At 61.4% G+C, this 17,762-nt stretch carries 20 protein-coding genes; 8 read left to right on the top strand and 12 right to left on the bottom strand.

Going from position 1 to position 17,762, the window contains the following annotated elements; genetic code table 11:
- Positions 1-133: 133 nt before the first annotated feature.
- A complete protein-coding gene (gene mutS / locus FFS12_RS01005) occupies positions 134-2,707 on the bottom strand; it encodes a DNA mismatch repair protein MutS (RefSeq protein WP_137885133.1) in 2,574 nt (857 codons plus the stop codon).
- 71 nt (positions 2,708-2,778) lie between these two features.
- On the opposite strand from mutS, the gene FFS12_RS01010 reads away from it, so the two are divergent.
- From FFS12_RS01010 to recX, 3 genes are all read left to right on the top strand, one after another.
- On the top strand, positions 2,779-3,279 hold the full coding sequence (locus tag FFS12_RS01010; RefSeq protein ID WP_137885134.1) for a CinA family protein: 501 nt from the start codon (positions 2,779-2,781) through the stop codon (positions 3,277-3,279).
- An 85-nt stretch (positions 3,280-3,364) separates the two neighbouring features.
- The gene (gene recA / locus FFS12_RS01015) at positions 3,365-4,414 is read left to right on the top strand and encodes a recombinase RecA (RefSeq protein ID WP_137885135.1); all 1,050 of its coding nucleotides are present in this window, start codon (positions 3,365-3,367) and stop codon (positions 4,412-4,414) included.
- 8 nt (positions 4,415-4,422) lie between these two features.
- Positions 4,423-4,887: a recombination regulator RecX gene (gene recX, locus FFS12_RS01020; RefSeq protein WP_137885136.1), complete on the top strand. Its 465-nt coding sequence runs from the start codon at positions 4,423-4,425 to the stop codon at positions 4,885-4,887.
- A gap of 83 nt (positions 4,888-4,970) precedes the next feature.
- Here the strand turns inward: recX and FFS12_RS01025 are convergent, their stop codons facing one another.
- Positions 4,971-6,050 carry an LOG family protein gene (locus FFS12_RS01025; protein WP_137885137.1) on the bottom strand — a complete coding sequence of 360 codons (1,080 nt, stop codon included), beginning with the start codon at positions 6,048-6,050 and terminating at the stop codon, positions 4,971-4,973.
- 538 nt (positions 6,051-6,588) lie between these two features.
- Positions 6,589-6,987 (bottom strand): quorum-sensing-regulated virulence factor family protein, encoded by a 399-nt coding sequence (locus tag FFS12_RS01030; protein WP_137885138.1) that lies wholly within the window; start codon positions 6,985-6,987, stop codon positions 6,589-6,591.
- A 331-nt stretch (positions 6,988-7,318) separates the two neighbouring features.
- Here FFS12_RS01030 and FFS12_RS01035 point away from each other — a divergent pair, with 331 nt between their 5' ends.
- A complete protein-coding gene (locus FFS12_RS01035; RefSeq protein WP_137885139.1) occupies positions 7,319-8,029 on the top strand; it encodes a tRNA-uridine aminocarboxypropyltransferase in 711 nt (236 codons plus the stop codon).
- 60 nt (positions 8,030-8,089) lie between these two features.
- Here the strand turns inward: FFS12_RS01035 and FFS12_RS01040 are convergent, their stop codons facing one another.
- A complete protein-coding gene (locus FFS12_RS01040) occupies positions 8,090-8,992 on the bottom strand; it encodes a DMT family transporter (protein ID WP_137885140.1) in 903 nt (300 codons plus the stop codon).
- 119 nt (positions 8,993-9,111) lie between these two features.
- Between FFS12_RS01040 and erdR the strand changes: the two genes are divergently transcribed.
- Together erdR and FFS12_RS01050 are read left to right on the top strand one after the other, a co-directional pair.
- Positions 9,112-9,762, top strand: a complete 651-nt coding sequence (gene erdR, locus FFS12_RS01045) for a response regulator transcription factor ErdR (protein WP_137885141.1) — start codon at positions 9,112-9,114, stop codon at positions 9,760-9,762.
- Between the two features lie 84 nt (positions 9,763-9,846).
- Positions 9,847-10,209: a diacylglycerol kinase gene (locus FFS12_RS01050; protein WP_137885142.1), complete on the top strand. Its 363-nt coding sequence runs from the start codon at positions 9,847-9,849 to the stop codon at positions 10,207-10,209.
- 43 nt (positions 10,210-10,252) lie between these two features.
- Here FFS12_RS01050 and FFS12_RS01055 read toward each other — a convergent pair whose 3' ends face one another.
- Complete coding sequence (locus FFS12_RS01055; protein ID WP_137885143.1) at positions 10,253-11,182, bottom strand: LysR family transcriptional regulator; 930 nt, start codon at positions 11,180-11,182, stop codon at positions 10,253-10,255.
- Positions 11,183-11,298: 116 nt separating this feature from the next.
- Here FFS12_RS01055 and fpr point away from each other — a divergent pair, with 116 nt between their 5' ends.
- Complete coding sequence (gene fpr, locus FFS12_RS01060) at positions 11,299-12,078, top strand: ferredoxin-NADP reductase (RefSeq protein ID WP_137885144.1); 780 nt, start codon at positions 11,299-11,301, stop codon at positions 12,076-12,078.
- Between the two features lie 93 nt (positions 12,079-12,171).
- Here the strand turns inward: fpr and FFS12_RS01065 are convergent, their stop codons facing one another.
- Complete coding sequence (locus FFS12_RS01065; RefSeq protein ID WP_137885145.1) at positions 12,172-12,582, bottom strand: VOC family protein; 411 nt, start codon at positions 12,580-12,582, stop codon at positions 12,172-12,174.
- 60 nt (positions 12,583-12,642) lie between these two features.
- Here FFS12_RS01065 and FFS12_RS01070 point away from each other — a divergent pair, with 60 nt between their 5' ends.
- On the top strand, positions 12,643-12,948 hold the full coding sequence (locus FFS12_RS01070) for a putative quinol monooxygenase (RefSeq protein WP_137885146.1): 306 nt from the start codon (positions 12,643-12,645) through the stop codon (positions 12,946-12,948).
- A 117-nt stretch (positions 12,949-13,065) separates the two neighbouring features.
- On the opposite strand, the gene tsaA is transcribed toward FFS12_RS01070, so the two are convergent.
- From tsaA to FFS12_RS01100, 6 genes are all read right to left on the bottom strand, one after another.
- A complete protein-coding gene (gene tsaA / locus FFS12_RS01075; RefSeq protein WP_137885147.1) occupies positions 13,066-13,758 on the bottom strand; it encodes a tRNA (N6-threonylcarbamoyladenosine(37)-N6)-methyltransferase TrmO in 693 nt (230 codons plus the stop codon).
- Positions 13,759-13,829: 71 nt separating this feature from the next.
- Positions 13,830-14,639 (bottom strand): DUF2182 domain-containing protein, encoded by an 810-nt coding sequence (locus FFS12_RS01080; protein ID WP_256657240.1) that lies wholly within the window; start codon positions 14,637-14,639, stop codon positions 13,830-13,832.
- Between the two features lie 2 nt (positions 14,640-14,641).
- Positions 14,642-15,277 carry a DUF1326 domain-containing protein gene (locus FFS12_RS01085; protein WP_137885148.1) on the bottom strand — a complete coding sequence of 212 codons (636 nt, stop codon included), beginning with the start codon at positions 15,275-15,277 and terminating at the stop codon, positions 14,642-14,644.
- Between the two features lie 157 nt (positions 15,278-15,434).
- Entirely contained in the window at positions 15,435-16,205 is a 771-nt protein-coding gene (locus tag FFS12_RS01090; protein ID WP_137820442.1) for an SDR family oxidoreductase, read from the bottom strand.
- A 137-nt stretch (positions 16,206-16,342) separates the two neighbouring features.
- The gene (locus FFS12_RS01095) at positions 16,343-16,804 is read right to left on the bottom strand and encodes a DUF1456 family protein (protein WP_137885149.1); all 462 of its coding nucleotides are present in this window, start codon (positions 16,802-16,804) and stop codon (positions 16,343-16,345) included.
- A gap of 63 nt (positions 16,805-16,867) precedes the next feature.
- A complete protein-coding gene (locus tag FFS12_RS01100; RefSeq protein WP_137885150.1) occupies positions 16,868-17,578 on the bottom strand; it encodes an rRNA pseudouridine synthase in 711 nt (236 codons plus the stop codon).
- Between the last annotated feature and the right edge of the window lie 184 nt (positions 17,579-17,762).

The following is a 17,762-nucleotide window of genomic DNA, read 5'->3' on the forward strand; positions in this document are numbered from 1 at the left end:
CTCTCCTCAGGCGGCTGGGGAGTCCTTGTATGAGTTGGACTCCTCGGTTCGGGAAATTATAGCTACGGCACCAGGCTAATAGGCCGCAGCATCCCAAAGCGCGCGCGATTCTAACAGCTTGCGCAGGCAGGCGTTAGATTCGCGCTTTCAGTGTATATAACAGTTCCAGCGCACGACGCGGAGTTAGATCATCCGGATTGATTTTCGACAATTCCTCCAGCACCGGATGCGGCAGGCTGGCAAACAGGTCGCTTTGCATCGGTAGTGCAGGCTGTCCGGGCTCTGCGCGCGGCAGATCATGGGGCAGGCTGGTGGTTTCCAGCCGGGCCAGATGCTGGCGGGCGCGCAGAATGACATCGCCGGGTACGCCGGCCAGCTGCGCGACGGCCAAGCCATAGCTTTGACTCGCCGGGCCAGGCAGAACGTGGTGCAGGAAGACGATGCGCTCGTTGTGCTCGGTAGCATTCAAATGCACGTTGGCCACCACTGGTTCGCTTTCTGGCAGTACCGTCAGCTCGAAATAGTGGGTGGCGAACAGGGTATAGGCGCGCAGCTTGGCCAGGTGTTCGGCTGCCGCCCAGGCCAGTGATAGGCCATCGAAGGTGCTGGTGCCGCGCCCAACTTCGTCCATCAGCACCAGGCTACGGTCGCTGGCGTTGTGCAGGATATTGGCGGTTTCGCTCATCTCGACCATAAAGGTCGAACGGCCGCCGGCGAGGTCATCGCTGGAGCCGATCCGGGTAAAAATGCGGTCGACCAGCGACAGCTCGCAGCTGGCTGCCGGGACGAAGCTGCCGATATGTGCAAGCAGCACGATCAACGCGGTTTGCCGCATATAAGTGGATTTACCCCCCATGTTCGGGCCGGTAATGACCAGCATCCGGGTCGCGTCGTCCAGTGCCAGATCGTTGGCGACGAAGGGAGTGGTCAGCACTTGCTCAACCACCGGGTGACGCCCTTGCACGATGCGCATGCACGGCTCGTCGACGAAGCGCGGGCGGTTCAGATCGAGGTTCAGCGCGCGCTCGGCCAGGTTGCTCAGGACATCCAGCTCGGCTAATGCACTGGCGCTGTCTTGCAGTGGGCCAAGGTGGCCGATCAGTCGCTCCAGCAGTTCGTCATACAGCATTTTCTCGCGGGCCAGGGCACGGCTCTTGGCCGACAGCGCCTTGTCTTCGAACTCTTTCAGCTCGGGTGTGATGAAGCGCTCGGCGCCTTTCAGCGTCTGTCGGCGGATATAGTCGGCAGGCGCCTGTTCGGCCTGTTTGCTCGGTAGTTCGATGAAATAGCCGTGTATGCGGTTGTAGCCAACTTTTAGATTTGCCAGCCCGGTACGGGCCTTCTCGCGTGCTTCGAGATCGATCAGGAATTGTCCGGCGTTTTCACTCAGCGATTGCAACTCGTCCAGTTCTGCGTCGTAGCCGGTCTTGAGCACGCCACCATCGCGGATCACCGCAGGAGGGTTATCGATAATCGCGCGTTGCAGCAGGTCCGCCAGTTCTGGATAAGTACGGACGGTTGCCGCCAACTCGTTCAGGTGCGGCGCTTCCAGTTCAGCCATTGCCTTCTGCAATTCGGGCAGCGCCGCGAGGGCATCGCGCAGACGCGCCAGATCGCGGGGCCGCGCATTACGCAAGCCGATGCGGGCGAGGATGCGCTCGAGGTCGCCGATCTCTTTCAGTTGCGGTTGCAGGTTCTCGAAGCGATAGCGTTCCAGTAGGCAGGCGATGGATTCCTGGCGCGCGTCCAGCACCGCGCGTTGGCGCAACGGGCGATTCAGCCAGCGGGTCAGCAAGCGGCTACCCATGGCGGTCTGGCAGCGGTCGATCACCGATTGCAGGGTGTTGTCACGGCCACCGGCGAGGTTGGTGTCCAGCTCAAGGTTGCGGCGGCTGGCGCCGTCGAGGATCACCGTATCGTCGAGGCGCTCATGGCGCAGGCTGCGCAGGTGCGGCAGGGCGGTGCGCTGCGTCTCTTTGGCGTAGGCCAGCAGGCAGCCGGCGGCACCGATGGCGAGGCTCAGGTTCTCGCAGCCGAAGCCTTTCAGATCCTGGGTGGCGAACTGCTGGCAGAGGCTCTTGAGCGCCGAGTCACGCTCGAAGTCCCAGGGCGCGCGACGACGTACGCCGCGGCGTTTCTCGGCGGGCAGGCCTTGCGGCCAGTCATCCGGAATCATCAGCTCAACCGGGTTGAGGCGCTCCAGCTCGGCGAGCAGATTCTCCCAGCCGTTGATTTCCAGCACGCTGAAGCGACCGCTGGTGATGTCCAGCACGGCCAAGCCGAACAGGCGCTCGTCACCCAATACGGCGGCCAGCAAGTTATCCCGGCGCTCGTCGAGCAGTGCCTCGTCGCTCACCGTGCCAGGGGTGATGATCCGTACTACTTGGCGATCGACCGGGCCCTTGCTGGTCGCCGGGTCTCCGACCTGTTCGCAGATCACCACCGACTCGCCGAGTTTGACCAGCTTGGCCAGATAGCCCTCGGCGGCATGATAAGGAATCCCGCACATCGGAATGGCGGTGCCGGCCGACTGGCCGCGGGCGGTCAGGGTGATGTCGAGCAGCTTGGCGGCCTTCTTCGCGTCTTCATAGAAGATCTCGTAGAAGTCACCCATGCGGTAAAACATCAGCTGATCTGGGTGCTGATTCTTCAGCCTCCAGTATTGCTGCATCATCGGGGTGTGTGCGGAAAGGTCGCTCTGACTCATTACCTGGCCTTGCGTGCAAAAGGCGCTAGTGTACGGTATCCCACTAACCCGCTTTAACCCCGGAGAAGGTCTTGGAAGAGATTACCCGTCTCGCCGCGCAGCTTGGCGAATGCCTGCAGTCCTTGAGTGCCCAGGTGACTACTGCCGAGTCCTGCACGGGTGGTGGAATTGCCGAGGCGATCACCCGTATCCCTGGCAGTTCGGTCTGGTTTGAAGCGGGTTATGTCACCTATTCGGACAGACAGAAATCCCTTCAGCTGGATGTGCCGGCCGAGTTGTTTGTGTCGGTGGGTGCGGTCAGTCGTGAGGTGGTCGAGGCCATGGCGCGTGGCGCGCAGTCTAAAAGCGCAGCGCGTTTCTCTGTGGCGGTGAGCGGAGTGGCTGGGCCGGATGGTGGTTCACCGGCAAAGCCGGTGGGCACGGTTTGGTTGGCTTGGAGTAATGCCGAACAGCTAGTTACGCAGTGTCGGCAGTTTTCGGGCGACCGCACTGAGGTGCGCCGACAAACGGTCGAGGCCGCGCTAGCGGGGCTGATCCGGCTAGCCGCGGGAGAAAATCCAGTTCAGGGGTAGGCGAGCGACTTGCCCTATGGAATAATACTGGCTACTTATACAGTTGTTAGCGGCCACTAGGCCCTCTTGATCACGTGAGGATTCAATGGACGAGAATAAGAAGCGCGCCTTGGCTGCGGCCCTTGGCCAGATTGAAAAGCAATTCGGCAAAGGCGCGGTAATGCGCATGGGCGATCATGATCGCCAGGCGATTCCGGCCATTTCTACCGGCTCTCTCGGGCTGGACATCGCGCTGGGCATTGGCGGTCTGCCGAAAGGCCGGATCGTCGAGATCTATGGCCCCGAGTCCTCCGGTAAAACCACTCTGACGCTGTCGGTGATTGCCGAAGCGCAGAAAATGGGCGCGACGTGCGCCTTCGTCGATGCCGAGCACGCACTCGATCCGGATTACGCCGCTAAGCTGGGCGTCAACGTCGATGACCTGCTGGTCTCGCAGCCGGACACCGGTGAACAGGCGCTGGAGATCACCGACATGTTGGTGCGCTCCAATGCGGTGGACGTGATTATCATCGACTCCGTGGCGGCTCTGGTGCCTAAGGCAGAAATCGAAGGCGAGATGGGCGATATGCACGTCGGCCTCCAGGCCCGCTTGATGTCTCAAGCACTGCGTAAAATCACCGGCAACATCAAAAACGCCAATTGCCTGGTGATCTTCATCAACCAGATCCGGATGAAGATTGGCGTGATGTTCGGTAGCCCGGAAACCACCACTGGCGGTAACGCCCTGAAGTTCTACGCCTCTGTCCGTTTGGATATCCGTCGCACGGGCGCGGTGAAAGAGGGTGACGAGGTGGTGGGTAGCGAAACTCGCGTCAAGGTGGTGAAAAACAAGGTGGCGCCGCCATTCCGCCAAGCCGAGTTCCAGATTCTTTACGGCAAGGGCATCTACCGGAACGGTGAAATCATCGATCTGGGGGTGCAGCTTGGCCTGCTGGAGAAATCCGGCGCTTGGTACAGCTACCTCGGCAATAAGATTGGTCAGGGTAAGGCGAACTCCGCCAAGTACCTGGAAGACAACCCGGAAGTTGGCAAGACCATCGAGAAGCTGATCCGCGAAAAACTGCTGGTGGCTTCCAACGCTAGCGCCGCCGCGGCGACCAGCACGGTCGATGATCTGGCCGACGCCGACGCTTAATTCGCACTATGTCCGTCGTGCTCGACAACCCTGCCGCAGTACGGCGGACCGCCATGGATCTCCTGGCGCGCCGCGAGCATGGGCGCGTCGAGCTGACGCGTAAGTTGCGCCAGCGCGGTGCCCCTCCCGAGTTGATTGAGCCCGCCCTCGACCGCCTTGCGCAAGAGGGGTTGCTCTCTGAGTCCCGTTACCTGGAAAGCTTTGTCTCCTCCCGTGCTCGCGCAGGCTATGGGCCGTTGCGCATCCGTGAAGAGTTGGCGCAACGCGGCTTGTCGCGGGCGGATATCGAGCAGGCCTTGCGCGACAGTGGGATTAACTGGCGTGAGCAACTGGAGGACACCTGGCGGCGCAAGTTTGCCGGACAGCGACCCAGCGATGCTCGTGAGCGTGCCCAGCAGGGCCGTTTCCTCAGTTATCGCGGTTACCCGCTGGATTTGATTGGCCGCCTGCTGCGCGGCGCCCTCGACGACTGAGTGTGGCGCAGGCAGCCTTAAGCCATGCGCTGTGCGCATGGCTGGATGTCGAGGAAATAGGTTCAGCTACAGCTGTGCGAGCGTTAGGCGGGTTGCGCCCAGTTTTGCGGCAGGTTGAGGGTGTCGAGCAGCTCGCGCAAACGACCGTGATCGCGACCATTGAACATGAAGGCCAGGCGGGTCAGGTGGCTTAGCTCGGGTTCGTCGCGTTCTGCGTCGAACAGCGCCTGCTGCTGAAAACCGCCGCTCTTGCAGAGGTCGGCAAAGTCTTCATGCAATTGCGCCAGCGCGCTCTCGCTCAACGCATGGTTCAGGCGAAGCACAAAGCGATCCTTGAGCCAGCGACTGGAGTGGAAGTTGCTATAGAACTGAGCAATTTCTTCCGCGGCTTCGTCGGCGCTGTGTACCAGGCGGATCAGTTTCATGTCGCTGGTGAGGATGTAGCCATTGCCCTCCAGCTGTTTGTGGATAAAGTCCAAGGCATCCTGCCAGAAACTACCGCCGGGCTCATCCAGCAGTACCACAGGTACCAGCGGGCTTTTCCCGGTCTGGATCAGTGTCAGCACTTCCAGCGCTTCATCTAGCGTGCCGAAGCCGCCAGGGCAGAGCACCAGCGCGTCGGCCTCTTTGACGAAGAACAGCTTGCGCAGGAAGAAGAAGTGGAACGACAGCAGATTGCCACTGCCTTCGACGGTGGCGTTGGGGCCTTGCTCGAAGGGTAGGGTGATGTTGAAGCCCAGGCTGTCCTCTAGCCCGGCGCCTTCATGGGCCGCCGCCATGATGCCGCCGCCGGCACCGGTCACCACCATCAAGTCATACCGCGCCAGAGTGGCGCCGAGTTCGCGAGCCAAGGCGTAGATCGGATGATCAACGGGGGTTCGTGCAGAACCGAAGACGGTGACTTTACGCCGGCGTTTGAACTGCTCGAGGGTGCTGAAGGCGTGCTCCATTTCACGCAGGGTTTGCAGCATGATTTTGGCGTCCCAGCGATTGCGGTCGGCTTGGGCCATGCGGATGACGGTGATCAGCATTTCGCGGTAAAGCGCTAGATTGACGCTGCTGCCAGGGGTAGACAGCGCGACCAGTTCATCGACCTTGCTGGCGAGGTCGATCCCACTGGTCTGGAAGTGACGAGATAGATAGTCGTCCGGTTCGTAAGGCATTCAACTTCTCCTTGTGCTGCAGAACCTTTGGCTGTGCCACGGTGGTTGGCACGGCTGCGACACGGGCTGTGTCGCGAGCAACTCAGGCGGATTGGCTTGAATTGCGCAGTCAGACCCGATGGGGTCTGGCAGGCGCTGATCGATATGGGTGTGTATCGAGCAGTGCTGACTTCGAGTGCGAGCGCTCCTTCTGGTTCAAAAGCGGGCCTGCTCGAACAGGGCTTTTGTGTTATGCGCTCGCGCAGTGATTGGGGTCTTTTCGATCTCTGTAGTGTTCAGTAAAGCTCAAGGTGGTGAGCTTACTACTGCAATCAAACAGGCCGTTTAGACGGCTTGCGCGCGCTGCCGAGTGTTTAAGGTTGTACCACGAAGCGGGAGGTCGGCGCAGGTTTGTTGGCGGCGGGATTGGGCTGCCAGTGGATTGGCCTGCAAACCGCTGCGACAGCACGCGGCACAAGCCAACGACATCGCCAGCTAAACGACTGTGCGCAGCGTCTTGTGGAGGGCCTTGCGATGAGCCGTGGTGCAACAGAGCCGATTACTTCAGGCCGCAGTCGGCTTTGCTGAAGCGTTCAGTGGTGATCGGGCGGTTGCTCTTGTACTCGCTGAATTGATAGCGCAGCACTGCGCCGCGGGCCAGTAGCTGGCGATAGCCGGTGTTGCGGCAAACGCTGTTGGCCAGTTGCGTGCGCACCGCGTCGGGGTTGCCGCGCATCTGTACGGCGTGGCCTTCGCGCACACTCAGGTGATTGACCAGCTCATTGCCGTCTACCGTATAGCCCTGATCGAGGATGTCTTCGTTGATCGCTCGTGGCGTGCCGACGCTGCTTTCTTTGGCTACTTGATCCAGCATGTTCACCAGCTCGTAGTCCTTGAGCGAGGCGGCCTGCGCCGTGGGCAGGACAAAACAGAGGGCAAGAGCCATAACGCGCAGCATGTAAATCTCCATAAGGATAAAACGAGTTTGACTCCGGATCGCACTGGGTGTTCACCCACCTGGCCAAGAGTGCAGAACTGTAGCAGCGCGCATCCTGAACAAGCTGTAAGGGGAGATCAAGTCCGAGCAAGGCCGTTGTGGCACTCGCTACCAGCCGCTGCGCGCAGCGCCTGCAAGCCTAGAAGTTAAGAGCGGATTCGCGCTGGCTCTTGGATGACCTTAAACCTGGCTCCCGGCGGTTTTCAGCAAAGCCTCTGATAAACTTGACCACCTCTTTTGCTTGTTGGGTTTTTCGTATGTTCAGCGCTTATCTTTTTGCTCGAAAGCCGCGATGAGGCATGCCGTTTCTCGGCTGCGCGCCGAGCGCCTGGAGCGCAGCACCAAACCTTTCATCGCCCGTGGTTCGCGCGCGGTGCGTTGCGAACATTGCCGGGTGATCGATAGCTATTGTCTGTGCGCCTGGCGTCCACGGATGCAGACGCAGGCGGGTGTCTGTCTGTTGATGCACGACGTGGAACCGTTGAAGCCGACCAACACCGGCTGGTTGATTGCCGATGTGGTGCCAGACACCTTCGCCTACAGCTGGTTTCGCACCTCGGTCGAACCCGAAGTGCCGATGCTGCTCAACGATCCGCAGTGGCAACCCTATGTGGTCTTTCCCGGTGAGTTTGTCGCGCCTGAGCGGGTGGTGACCGAGGTCGCCCTGGAGGAGGGCAAGCGCCCGCTGTTTATCCTGCTCGATGCGACCTGGACCGAGGCGCGCAAGATGTTCCGTAAAAGCCCCTATCTCGACAGCCTGCCGGTGCTCAGCCTGCAACCGGAGCAACTGTCGCGTTATCGCCTGCGGCGCTCCAAGCGCGACGACCATCTGTGCACCTCGGAGGTGGCGGCGTTGTGCTTGGAGTTGGCCGGTGAGCAACGGGCCGGCGCGGCGTTGGATGCTTATCTGGAGGTGTTCACCGCGCATTACCTGGGCGCCAAGTATCAGCGCGCGGTTGATCCCGAAGACCAGGTGCACCAGCGGCTGGCGGCGTATCTGTAGGCTTGCCGGATAGCGCTATTGGGGCGGAGTCTTCTGAGCAAACTCAAACCAGCAAGGCGGTCACGCGGTTTTGGTTTCAAACGCGCTGGTGTCGAGCTTCTTCGGCCACAACTGCGCCACCAACATCCCGGCGAACATCAAACCGCAGCCGAGATAGCCGCGCAGGTGCAGCGACTCGTCGAGCAGCAGGGCGCCGGCAATGGCGGCGAATACCGCCTCCAGCGAGAAGATGATGGCCGCGTGGGAGGCGATGGCATCTTTCTGCGCTATTACCTGCAAGGTGTAGGCGATGCCGACGGAGATCAGGCCGCCATAAATAATCGCCGGGCCGGCGGCAACGATGTTGTCCCACTGGAATTCTTCGAACACCAGCGCCAGCAGCAGGCTAACCAGCGCACACACGGCGAACTGGATGGCCGCCAGACGGATCGGGTCATAGCGGCTGGCGAAAAAGCCCACCAGCAGCACATGCACGCCCCAGACGAAGGCGCCGGCCAGTTGCAGCCAGTCGCCGGAGGCTACGTGGAAGTTCTCGCCGACGCTCAGCAGGAACATGCCGAGCACCGCCAGACTCGCCCCCAGCCAGGTGCCGAGGCCGGTCTTGTGACCCAGGGCCAAGCCCAACAGCGGTACGATGATCACGTATAGCCCGGTGATAAAACCGGAGTTGGTCACACTGGTGAACAGCAAGCCGACCTGTTGCAGGTTGATCCCCAGCGACAGCGCGATACCCATCAGTAGGCCGCCGAACAGCAGGCCACGGTTGAGCGGTTGTTTTGCCCCGTCGGCTGGTCGGCGCAATACCAGCGGCAGCAATACCAGGGTGCCAAGGGCAAAACGCAGGGCGGAGTACAGGTACGGGCCGATCGAGTCCATGCCCATGCGTTGAGCGACAAAGGCGCTACCCCAGATCATCGCGGTGATCAGCATTAATAGGTCGGCGCGCAGGGCGTGGCTTCGCATGGTCGATCTCGGCAGGAAAAGTCGCAAACTGTGCCGGAAAGCTTGGAACTTGACCACCCCGGCATGGCTCGGCATGCTGAGCGCCGGCCTCCGGCCCCCAACAAGAACAGGATATGTCCATGGCCGCCTACGAAATCCTGATTGCCGACGATCATCCGTTGTTTCGCAGTGCCCTCCAGCAGGCTCTAACGCTGGGCCTTGGCCCACAAGTGCGGCTGGTGGAAGCCGCCAGCATCGCCGAACTGGAAGCCCGCCTGGGCGAAAAAGCCGACTGGGACCTGGTCCTGCTCGACCTGAATATGCCGGGCGCCTATGGCTTCTCCGGCCTGGTGCTGCTGCGCGGGCAGTACCCGCAGATCCCCGTGGTGATGGTCTCGGCCCAGGAAGAGGCCGCCGTGGTCGCCCGTGCCCGCGAGTTTGGGGCCAGTGGTTTTATTCCAAAATCCAGTTCACTGGAAACCATTCAGCAGGCCGTGCGGGTGGTGCTCGAAGGGGAGGTCTGGTGGCCGCCGCAGGTGCTCGAGGGGGCCAGTGTGTCGGCCGAAGCCAAGGCCGCCAGCGCCGGACTGGCGAGCCTGACGCCACAGCAGTTCCGGGTGTTGACCATGGTTTGCGATGGCCTGCTGAATAAGCAGATCGCTTACGAGCTGAACGTTTCCGAAGCGACGATCAAGGCCCACGTCACCGCCATCTTCCGCAAGCTGGGCGTGCGCACGCGGACTCAGGCGGCGCTGTTGTTGCAACACCTGGAATCCATTCCAGCCAGCTGATCCGCTCTGCTGCGTCAGGTTTTCACGCATTTTTGACTGCTTTTGGCATAGCCTGCGGCCCTCACACATTTTGGTTGTTTTCCTATGTCGCCATTCAAGGGCCAGACCGGCCTGAAACGCATCCTTAACGCCGCCGGCTATTCGTTTGATGGCCTGCGCGCCGCCTTCACCGGTGAGGCCGCTTTTCGCCAACTGGTGTTGCTGAATGTGCTGCTGATTCCGCTGGCGTTCTACTTCGACGTCAGCCGCGGCGAGCGGGCGTTGATGATTGCCGTGTGCCTGCTGGCCTTGATCGTTGAACTGCTCAACTCGGCAGTCGAAGCGGCGATCGACCGCATCTCGCTGGATCCGCACCCGCTGTCGAAGAATGCCAAGGACATGGGCAGCGCCGCGCAGTTTGTCGCGCTGAGCCTGATCGCCAGCGTCTGGGCGGTCATTCTGCTCTAGGGCGCCCGCACATGGATGTGCCGCGAGTTCGGCGCATCCACCTTTAGTAGGCAATCGTAGGCAACACTATCTCATCGCTGCGGCTGACGCCGGCCGTCAATTTCCGGCATTGCTCTAGAAACTCGCGCATGGCGCTGGTCTGGTACTTCTGTTTGTGCCAGATGAAGTAGAACTGCCGGGTGAGATCCAGCTCCGGGGTTTCCACCGGCACCAAGCTGCCACGGCGGAACGCATCGCGTAGCGCCAGGCGCGAGATGCAGCCGATCCCCAAGCCAGACTCCACCGCCCGTTTGATTGCCTCGGTATGCTCCAACTCCAGGCGGATATTCAGCGCCGTCGGGTGGTGACGCATCGCCTGATCGAAGGTCAGGCGCGTACCGGAGCCCTGCTCGCGCAGAATCCACGCCTCACGGGTCAGTTCCTCTAAATTGGCTTGGCCTTTGCTGGCAAGCGGATGCTGCGGGGCGCAGAACACCACCAGTTCATCCTCCACCCAGGGCTGCACTTCGATATCCGGGTGCTGGCAGTCGCCCTCGATCAGCCCCAGATCAATTTCGTAGTGCGCCACCTGTTGCACCACGTGAGCGGTGTTCTGCACGTGCAGTTTGACCCGGCACTCCGGGTGGTCCTGCATAAAGCTGCCGATCAACAGGGTCGCCAGGTAGTTGCCCACCGTCAGGGTGGCGCCGACGGCAAGCGAGCTGAAACCACTTTTGCCGTTGAGCATGCGCTCGATTTCTTTCGCCTGATCCAGCAGCGCTACCGCTTGTGGCAACAGCTGATGGCCGAGGGCGTTGAGCGACAGGCGTTTACCGGCGCGGTCGAACAGCTGGCAGTTGGATTGCCGCTCCAACTCAGTCACCGAGGTGCTGGCGGCCGACTGCGAGAGGGCCAGGGATGCCGCCGCGCGCGACACGCTTTCCTGCTGCGCGACGGCGACAAAGACCTGAAGTTGACGGAGAGTGAATCGCATATCTATATAACCGATAACCTATATCTTAATAATCCACTTAACAGATATTGTGGTCGCCCTTAAGATGTCACGCAACTGCACCCGCCGGGTGTGAGCGACTTACCGAGGAAGCCTGCATGAGCAATCTGAACGTAGAGCGTGTGCTCAGCGTCCACCATTGGAACGATACCCTGTTCAGCTTCAAGACCACCCGCAATCCTGGCCTGCGTTTCGAGAATGGCCAATTTGTGATGATCGGTCTGCAGCAAGAGAGCGGGCGCCCGCTGATGCGTGCTTACTCGATCGCCAGCCCGAACTACGAAGAGCACCTGGAGTTCTTCAGCATCAAGGTTCAGGACGGCCCGCTGACCTCGCAACTGCAACACCTGAAGCCAGGTGATGAGCTGATGGTCAGCCGCAAGCCGACCGGTACCCTGGTGCTGGATGACCTGCTGCCGGGCAAACACCTCTACCTGCTCAGCACCGGCACCGGTCTGGCGCCATTCATGAGTGTGATCCAGGACCCTGAGACCTACGAGCGTTTCGAGAAGGTCATCCTGATTCACGGCGTGCGCTACGTGAACGAAGTGGCGTACCGGGAATTCATCACCGAGCACCTGCCGCAGAACGAATTCTTTGGTGACGCGCTGAAAGAAAAGCTGATCTATTACCCCACGGTGACCCGTGAGGAATTCGAAAACATGGGGCGCCTGACCGACCTGATGCGCAGCGGCAAGCTGTTCAGCGACATCGGCCTGCCACCGATCAACTCGCAGGACGACCGCGCGATGATCTGCGGTAGCCCGAGCATGCTCGATGAGACCAGCGAAGTGCTGGACAGCTTCGGCCTGAAAATCTCTGCACGCATGGGCGAGCCGGGTGACTACTTGATCGAGCGTGCCTTCGTCGAGAAGTAAGCCGCTCGCGCCACCTGAGAAGCCCGCCTTTTGGCGGGCTTTTTTGTCTCTGCGTAGACGCTATTTTCAAAGGCGGCGAGTGCCGCCAGCTGCTCAGGTGTGGCTGAAGCGCTGGCCGGACAGCGCTGGGTGATAGATCGGTTGCACCTTGTTGCCGGCGGGGTCGAGCAGATGAAAGCTGCGCGCGCCATCGCCGTGATCGAAGGGGCGGTCGAGCAGGGTGACGCCCTGCGCCTGCAGATACTGATACCAGGCTTCCAACTCTTCGACGCTGTCGACGATAAAACCGTAGTGATCGACTGCCTGTACGCCGTTGCTCTTGGCATAGGCGCGACCGAGGGAGAGGTTGTCGTTGCCGCAGGTCAGGTACACCAAGTCTTCATTGGCGCGGTGCAGCACTTGCATGCCGAGCACCTCGACATAAAAGCGCTCACAGGCTTCCAGATTCGGCACCAAGAGGGCCAGGTGGCGCAAGCCGTTAAGCTGGCTGGGGCGGTCGAGCATTTTCTTACACTCCAATTTGTATACAATTTGCCTGGAATATAAGACAAAAAGGACTGCTCTGTGTACTGCCTGATTCTCAAGACTCAGCTAAAGCCCAACAGCTTCGAGGCCTTTATGGCCGCCATGCGCGTCAACGCCGCCGCCTCGGTGCGCGATGAGCCCGGCTGCCTGATGTTTGATGTGCTGCGTGATCGCAGCGATCCGGATCTGCTTTATCTCTATGAGATCTACACCGACGAGGCGGCGTTTGAGGCGCATATGCTGACGGCGCACTTTCTCGCCAGCCGGCCGTTGGTGAATCCATTGATAGTCACCCAGGAGGTGATAGAGGCCGATGGGCTGGCGCTTAATCCGGCGCGCAGCTGATGGGGGCAACGCTGTAGGGCGCATTTTTGATCGTTCCCACGCTCCGCGGGAGCGCAGCCTGAGACGCTCCGCGTCTGCTTTGCTCCGCGAGTGGATGCAGAACGTGCCTGCCGCTGCTCAGGCGTCCAGCACTTCCACCACGCAGATGCGCGTTGGTTCGGGATAGTGCCAGCGCACTTCCACATCCCACAGGCGGGTGCCGTAGCGACGTGAGGGTTCTGGCAGCTGGTAAGCCGGGCGCGGGTCTTGCGCCAGGCACTGCTCGATCAACTCGACCAGCGGCTCACCGAGGCGTTGCGCCTGTGCATGGGCCTGCGCTAGCGCGGCGTCGGTCCATTCCACGGCAATCAGCTGCGGGGCCGCGTCGGCAATCCGGTTGAAGGCCGTATCGAGCCGGTCGGCATAGGGTACGTAGGGTTTGATATCCAGCACTGGCGTGCCGTCCAGCAGGTCGATGCCGGACAGCCAGAGTTTGCCGGGTTCGACCTTCTCCAGTTTGACTACCGACTGACCGAGGCCATTAGGCCGGTGCGTCGAGCGGGTGGCGAACACCCCGAGCGATTGATTCCCGCCCAGGCGCGGCGGGCGTACCTTCAAGCGCGGTTTGTCTTCCAGCGCCTGATGAAAGAGGAACAGCAGCCAGACATGGCTGACCTGCTCCAGGCCTTCGATGGCTTCGGCCTGGTCGAACGGCGGCACCAGCTCCAGCACGCCCCGCGCGGCCGGGGCCAATTGTGGTTGGCGCGGAATGGCAAATTTCTCCTTGAAACAGGAGCGGACGAAACCGATGGGGGAGACGGAGTAGGGCATGGGAATAAGACTGGCCAGGAACCGCGCCATCATACCTGCGCAGGGGCGCTTGGCCAGTGCTCATGCGTGCGTCAGGCCAGCAGCAGGAACACGCCCCAACCTATCAACAGCAGGCCACCCAGGCGGCTGAACCAACGCCCACCGGGCAAGGTTTTTTCCAGCAGGACATAGCCGCCGATCATCGCGATCCATAGCAGGTTCATCACCCCGCCGACGAACAGCAGGCCCATCAGCATCCAGCAGCAGCCCAGGCAGTACAGGCCGTGGGCCAGGCCCATGCGCCAGCCGCCACCCACGCCAGGGCTCCAGTACGCCAGCAAGAAATGCAGCGGCCCACGGCAGCGCTCCAGGCAGGCCGCCTTAGTGGGCAACAGTTGGTAAGCGCCGGCAGCCAGCAGCAGGCCAGCGCCCAGGGCGGGGCTGCCGCGCATCTCGGGGCTGAGCAGGGCGAGCTGCTCCAGGCCCCATTGCAGCAAGGTGGCGAGTAGGCTGAAGCCACTCCAGACCAGCACATAGGCCAGGCAGAACAGCGATAGAGCCCAGTGTCGCTGTGCGTTTGGCAGGCGTTTGCGCAGCATCAGCTGGTACATCAGCAGCATCGGCATGGCACTGGGCAGCATCATGCCGATCATCATCACCACCCACATGACGAACATCAGCACTGCTTCGCCGAAGCCCCAGGGCATCGGCATGCCGGCCATGGCCATCTCCGCCATGCCACCGGGCGTAGCCATATCGCTCGCCAGCCGCCGTAGCGCCAGCCACGCCAGGCCGGTCAGCGCCGACAGGCAAAACAACAGCAGCCACTGCTCCCTGCGCAACGGCCATAGGCGCGGGCTGCGCTGGGCTTTTTCAGCCACGCCCTCGGAGAGCCTGAGCACCTCTAGCGCACCACTCCTTCACCGGTGAAATGCAACCGGGCGAAGTGTCCATGGCCCTGCTGCGAACTGATCTTGATGGCGCCGTGGGTCTGGTAGCTGCCGCTGGCCATTTCCGCCTCGGTGAACTCGAAGCCGTTGGGCAGGATCAGGCGGGCCTCCTGCGGCTCACCGGTGATGGGATTGCGGATCGGTTCACCGGTCACCTCCAGCACGCCGGGGATCCGTGTGTGGGCCTGACGGCTGGCCATGTCGACCGAGAACTCGATCGGCACGAACTGCGGTTCGTACATTTCGGTGATGGTGCTACTGAAAACCTGGAACACGGTGGCGCCGGGTTCCGTCTCCTGGCCGGAAAGAATGGTCAGGAGTGCCTCGCGTTGCGCTGGCGAGGCCTTGTCTTCGATAAACACCTGGCAACGGCCATTGCCTTCATGGATCGCGCCGGGCCAGGCGAAAGTGCCCACCCAGCACAGATCATCCAGTGATATATCGTTGAAGTGCCCGTGCTGCACCCGCATCGAAACCACGGCTTCGCAATTGCCGTGGGTGGGGAGGGCGCTGAATTGGCACGGGCAGCCCCAGTTGCAGTTGCAGGAGGCGAATTCGGTCCCCTGCAAACGCCAGTTCGCCATAGTCATGACTAATCTCCTTCTCGTTTTTCTAGTGCGAGAGGTCGCGTTACCCCCACCCAATAACGCTAGCAGAGCCGGGGCACGGAGCAGCGGCAGCCGACCAAGGGCCCAAGGCCTGACCGGCTGTCGCTCGCCGCCGCCCAGCGCAAGCGGCAGGCGCGCCTCAGAGGCTGAAGCCGCCGTCGATGGGGATGATAGTGCCGGTCATGTAGGCCCCGGCGGTGCTCGCCAGGCTGATGGCCAGTGCGGCCATCTCTTCTTCGCGGCCCCAGCGCTTCATCGGGATCAGCGCGCTGTCTTCGGCCAGCGCCTCGGCATCCTTGGCGATATGGCTGGTCATCTTGCTTGGGAAGCGCCCGGGGGCGATGACGTTGACGTTGATGTGCTGGCTGACCAGCTCGCGCGCCAGTATCCGCGACAGCTGGTGCAGCGCCGCCTTGCTCGGGCCATAGGCATAGGCGTCTTCGCCGAAGGAGGAAATCCCCGCCACCGAGCCGATATTGATGATCCGCGCCGGGTTCGCCGCCGAGCCGGCCTTGCGCAGCAGCGGCAGCAAGTGCTGGATGCAGCTGAACACCGAGGTGACGTTCAGCTGCATGACCTTCTCCCAGCCCTTCACCGGATAACTTTCCAGGGGTGCGCCCCAGGTAGTGCCGGCGTTGTTCACCAGGATATCCAGCTGGCCGATTTCACTGCTCAGTTGCGCCGCCAGCGCCTCTACCGCTTCTTCGCTGATCAAGTTGGCCGGAATGCCGCGGCACTCGCCGAAGGCCGACAGTTCGGCAGCGGTCTGTGCGCAGGCCTCGGCATCGCGGGCGCAGACATACACCCTGGCGCCGGCCTCGACGAAGGCCTTGGCAATCATCTTGCCGATGCCACGGGTACCGCCGGTGACCAAGGCCGTGCGGCCTTGCAGGGAGAAGTAAGGGTGCATGGCGAGTCCTCTGAGCGATGGGTGGGCATACCCTAATCGGCGAGAGGGCATCGCGGAGGCACTATTGCGCTTGGGAATGCACGGCCATGCGCCGCAGGGTGGTGGCTAAGCCGCCCACCCAAAGGAAAGCGAGTTACTCAGCCGCGAATACGCAGAGTCAGGCCCTTGAGGAAGTTTCTCAGTAGCTGGTCGCCACAGGTGCGGTAGTTGCTGTGGCCAAACTTGCGAAACAGCGCGCTCAGCTCCGGTTTGGAGACCGGAAAATCAGCGGATTGCAGAATGGCGTGCATGTCGTCTTCTTTCAGCTCGAAGGCCACCCGCAGTTTTTTCAGCACCATGTTGTTGGTGACCGGCAACTCCAGCGGGTGTGCCGGGCGGCTTTCGTCCTTGCCACGCTTATGGAACACCAGGCCATCGAGAAAGTGCGCCATCACTTCATCGCTGCAATCGGCATAACCGTCTTCTTCATCTTTCTTCAGAAAAGCGCTCACAGCGTTTAGCTGAACGTCGTAATCCGCGAGCTTGATGATCTCGACTATCTTCGCATCGCTGATATCGAGCATGTAGCGCACGCTGCGCAATACATCGTTATTGATCATTGTGGTGTCCTGATTAATTCATAAAGAGACAGCGCGCAGCATTGTCGGCGGGCGTGCGCGGGATTAGAACTTCTCGGTCGCCGCCAAATAACGCCATTGTCCTGGCTGCAACTTGCCCATGGAGACGCCGCCAATGCGGATGCGCTTCATGCTGATGACCGTCAGCCCGACGCTGGCGCACATGCGCGCGATCTGGCCCGGCTGCGGGTTCTTCAGGGCAAAGCGTAGGCGGGTTTCGTTCTGCCAACTGGCCTTCACTGGCGGCAATACCCAACCCTTGTAGGTCAGGCCGTGGTTGAGCCGGTTGAGCCCGTGCTCGGCGATCTCGCCAGCCACCTCAACGACATACTCCTGTTCGAGTTTGGCCGCATCGTCAGTCAGCTTGCGCAGCACGCGCCAATCCTGGGTGAACACCAGCAAACCGCCGGCATCCGCTTGCAATGCCGCGGTCGGGCTCAGCCGTACAAAGTGGCCCTTGAGCGGGCGGGTGCCGTAGCGGTGATCAACCGACAGCGTCGCCGGGCTGATCAACTGCAACGCCGCGCTGGAGTCAGGCGCCGGTGGTTGATGCAATAGCAGGGTGACCGGCTCGGCTTTGCTCAGCACGGCCTCTGGGAGCAGCTCGACCTTCTGTTCCTGCACCTTGAACTGCGGCTCCTCGACCACCTCGCCATCAACCGTGACCCAGCCACCTTCAATGTACAGCTCCGCCTCCCGGCGAGAGCAGCCGACCAGCTCGACAAGGCGTTTGGAGAGGCGAATGGGGTCTGTCATGACAAGGGCCGTAAAGGAGAGGGCGGCCATTGTACCCGCCCGGGCTGGGTTAATACCTGCAACCCGGAATAAACCTGCGGGATAACCTTGCGCCGCCGCAGTCGCTTGTCCTTTTGGCAATGCTTAAGGGGCCGCGGAACGCGGTCCCGAGTGAGCGTCGCGAGCGGCCTTGAACCGTTTGTTA

The sequence above is a fragment of the Pseudomonas sp. 2FE genome, assembly GCF_005503735.1.
Lineage (GTDB): Bacteria > Pseudomonadota > Gammaproteobacteria > Pseudomonadales > Pseudomonadaceae > Aquipseudomonas.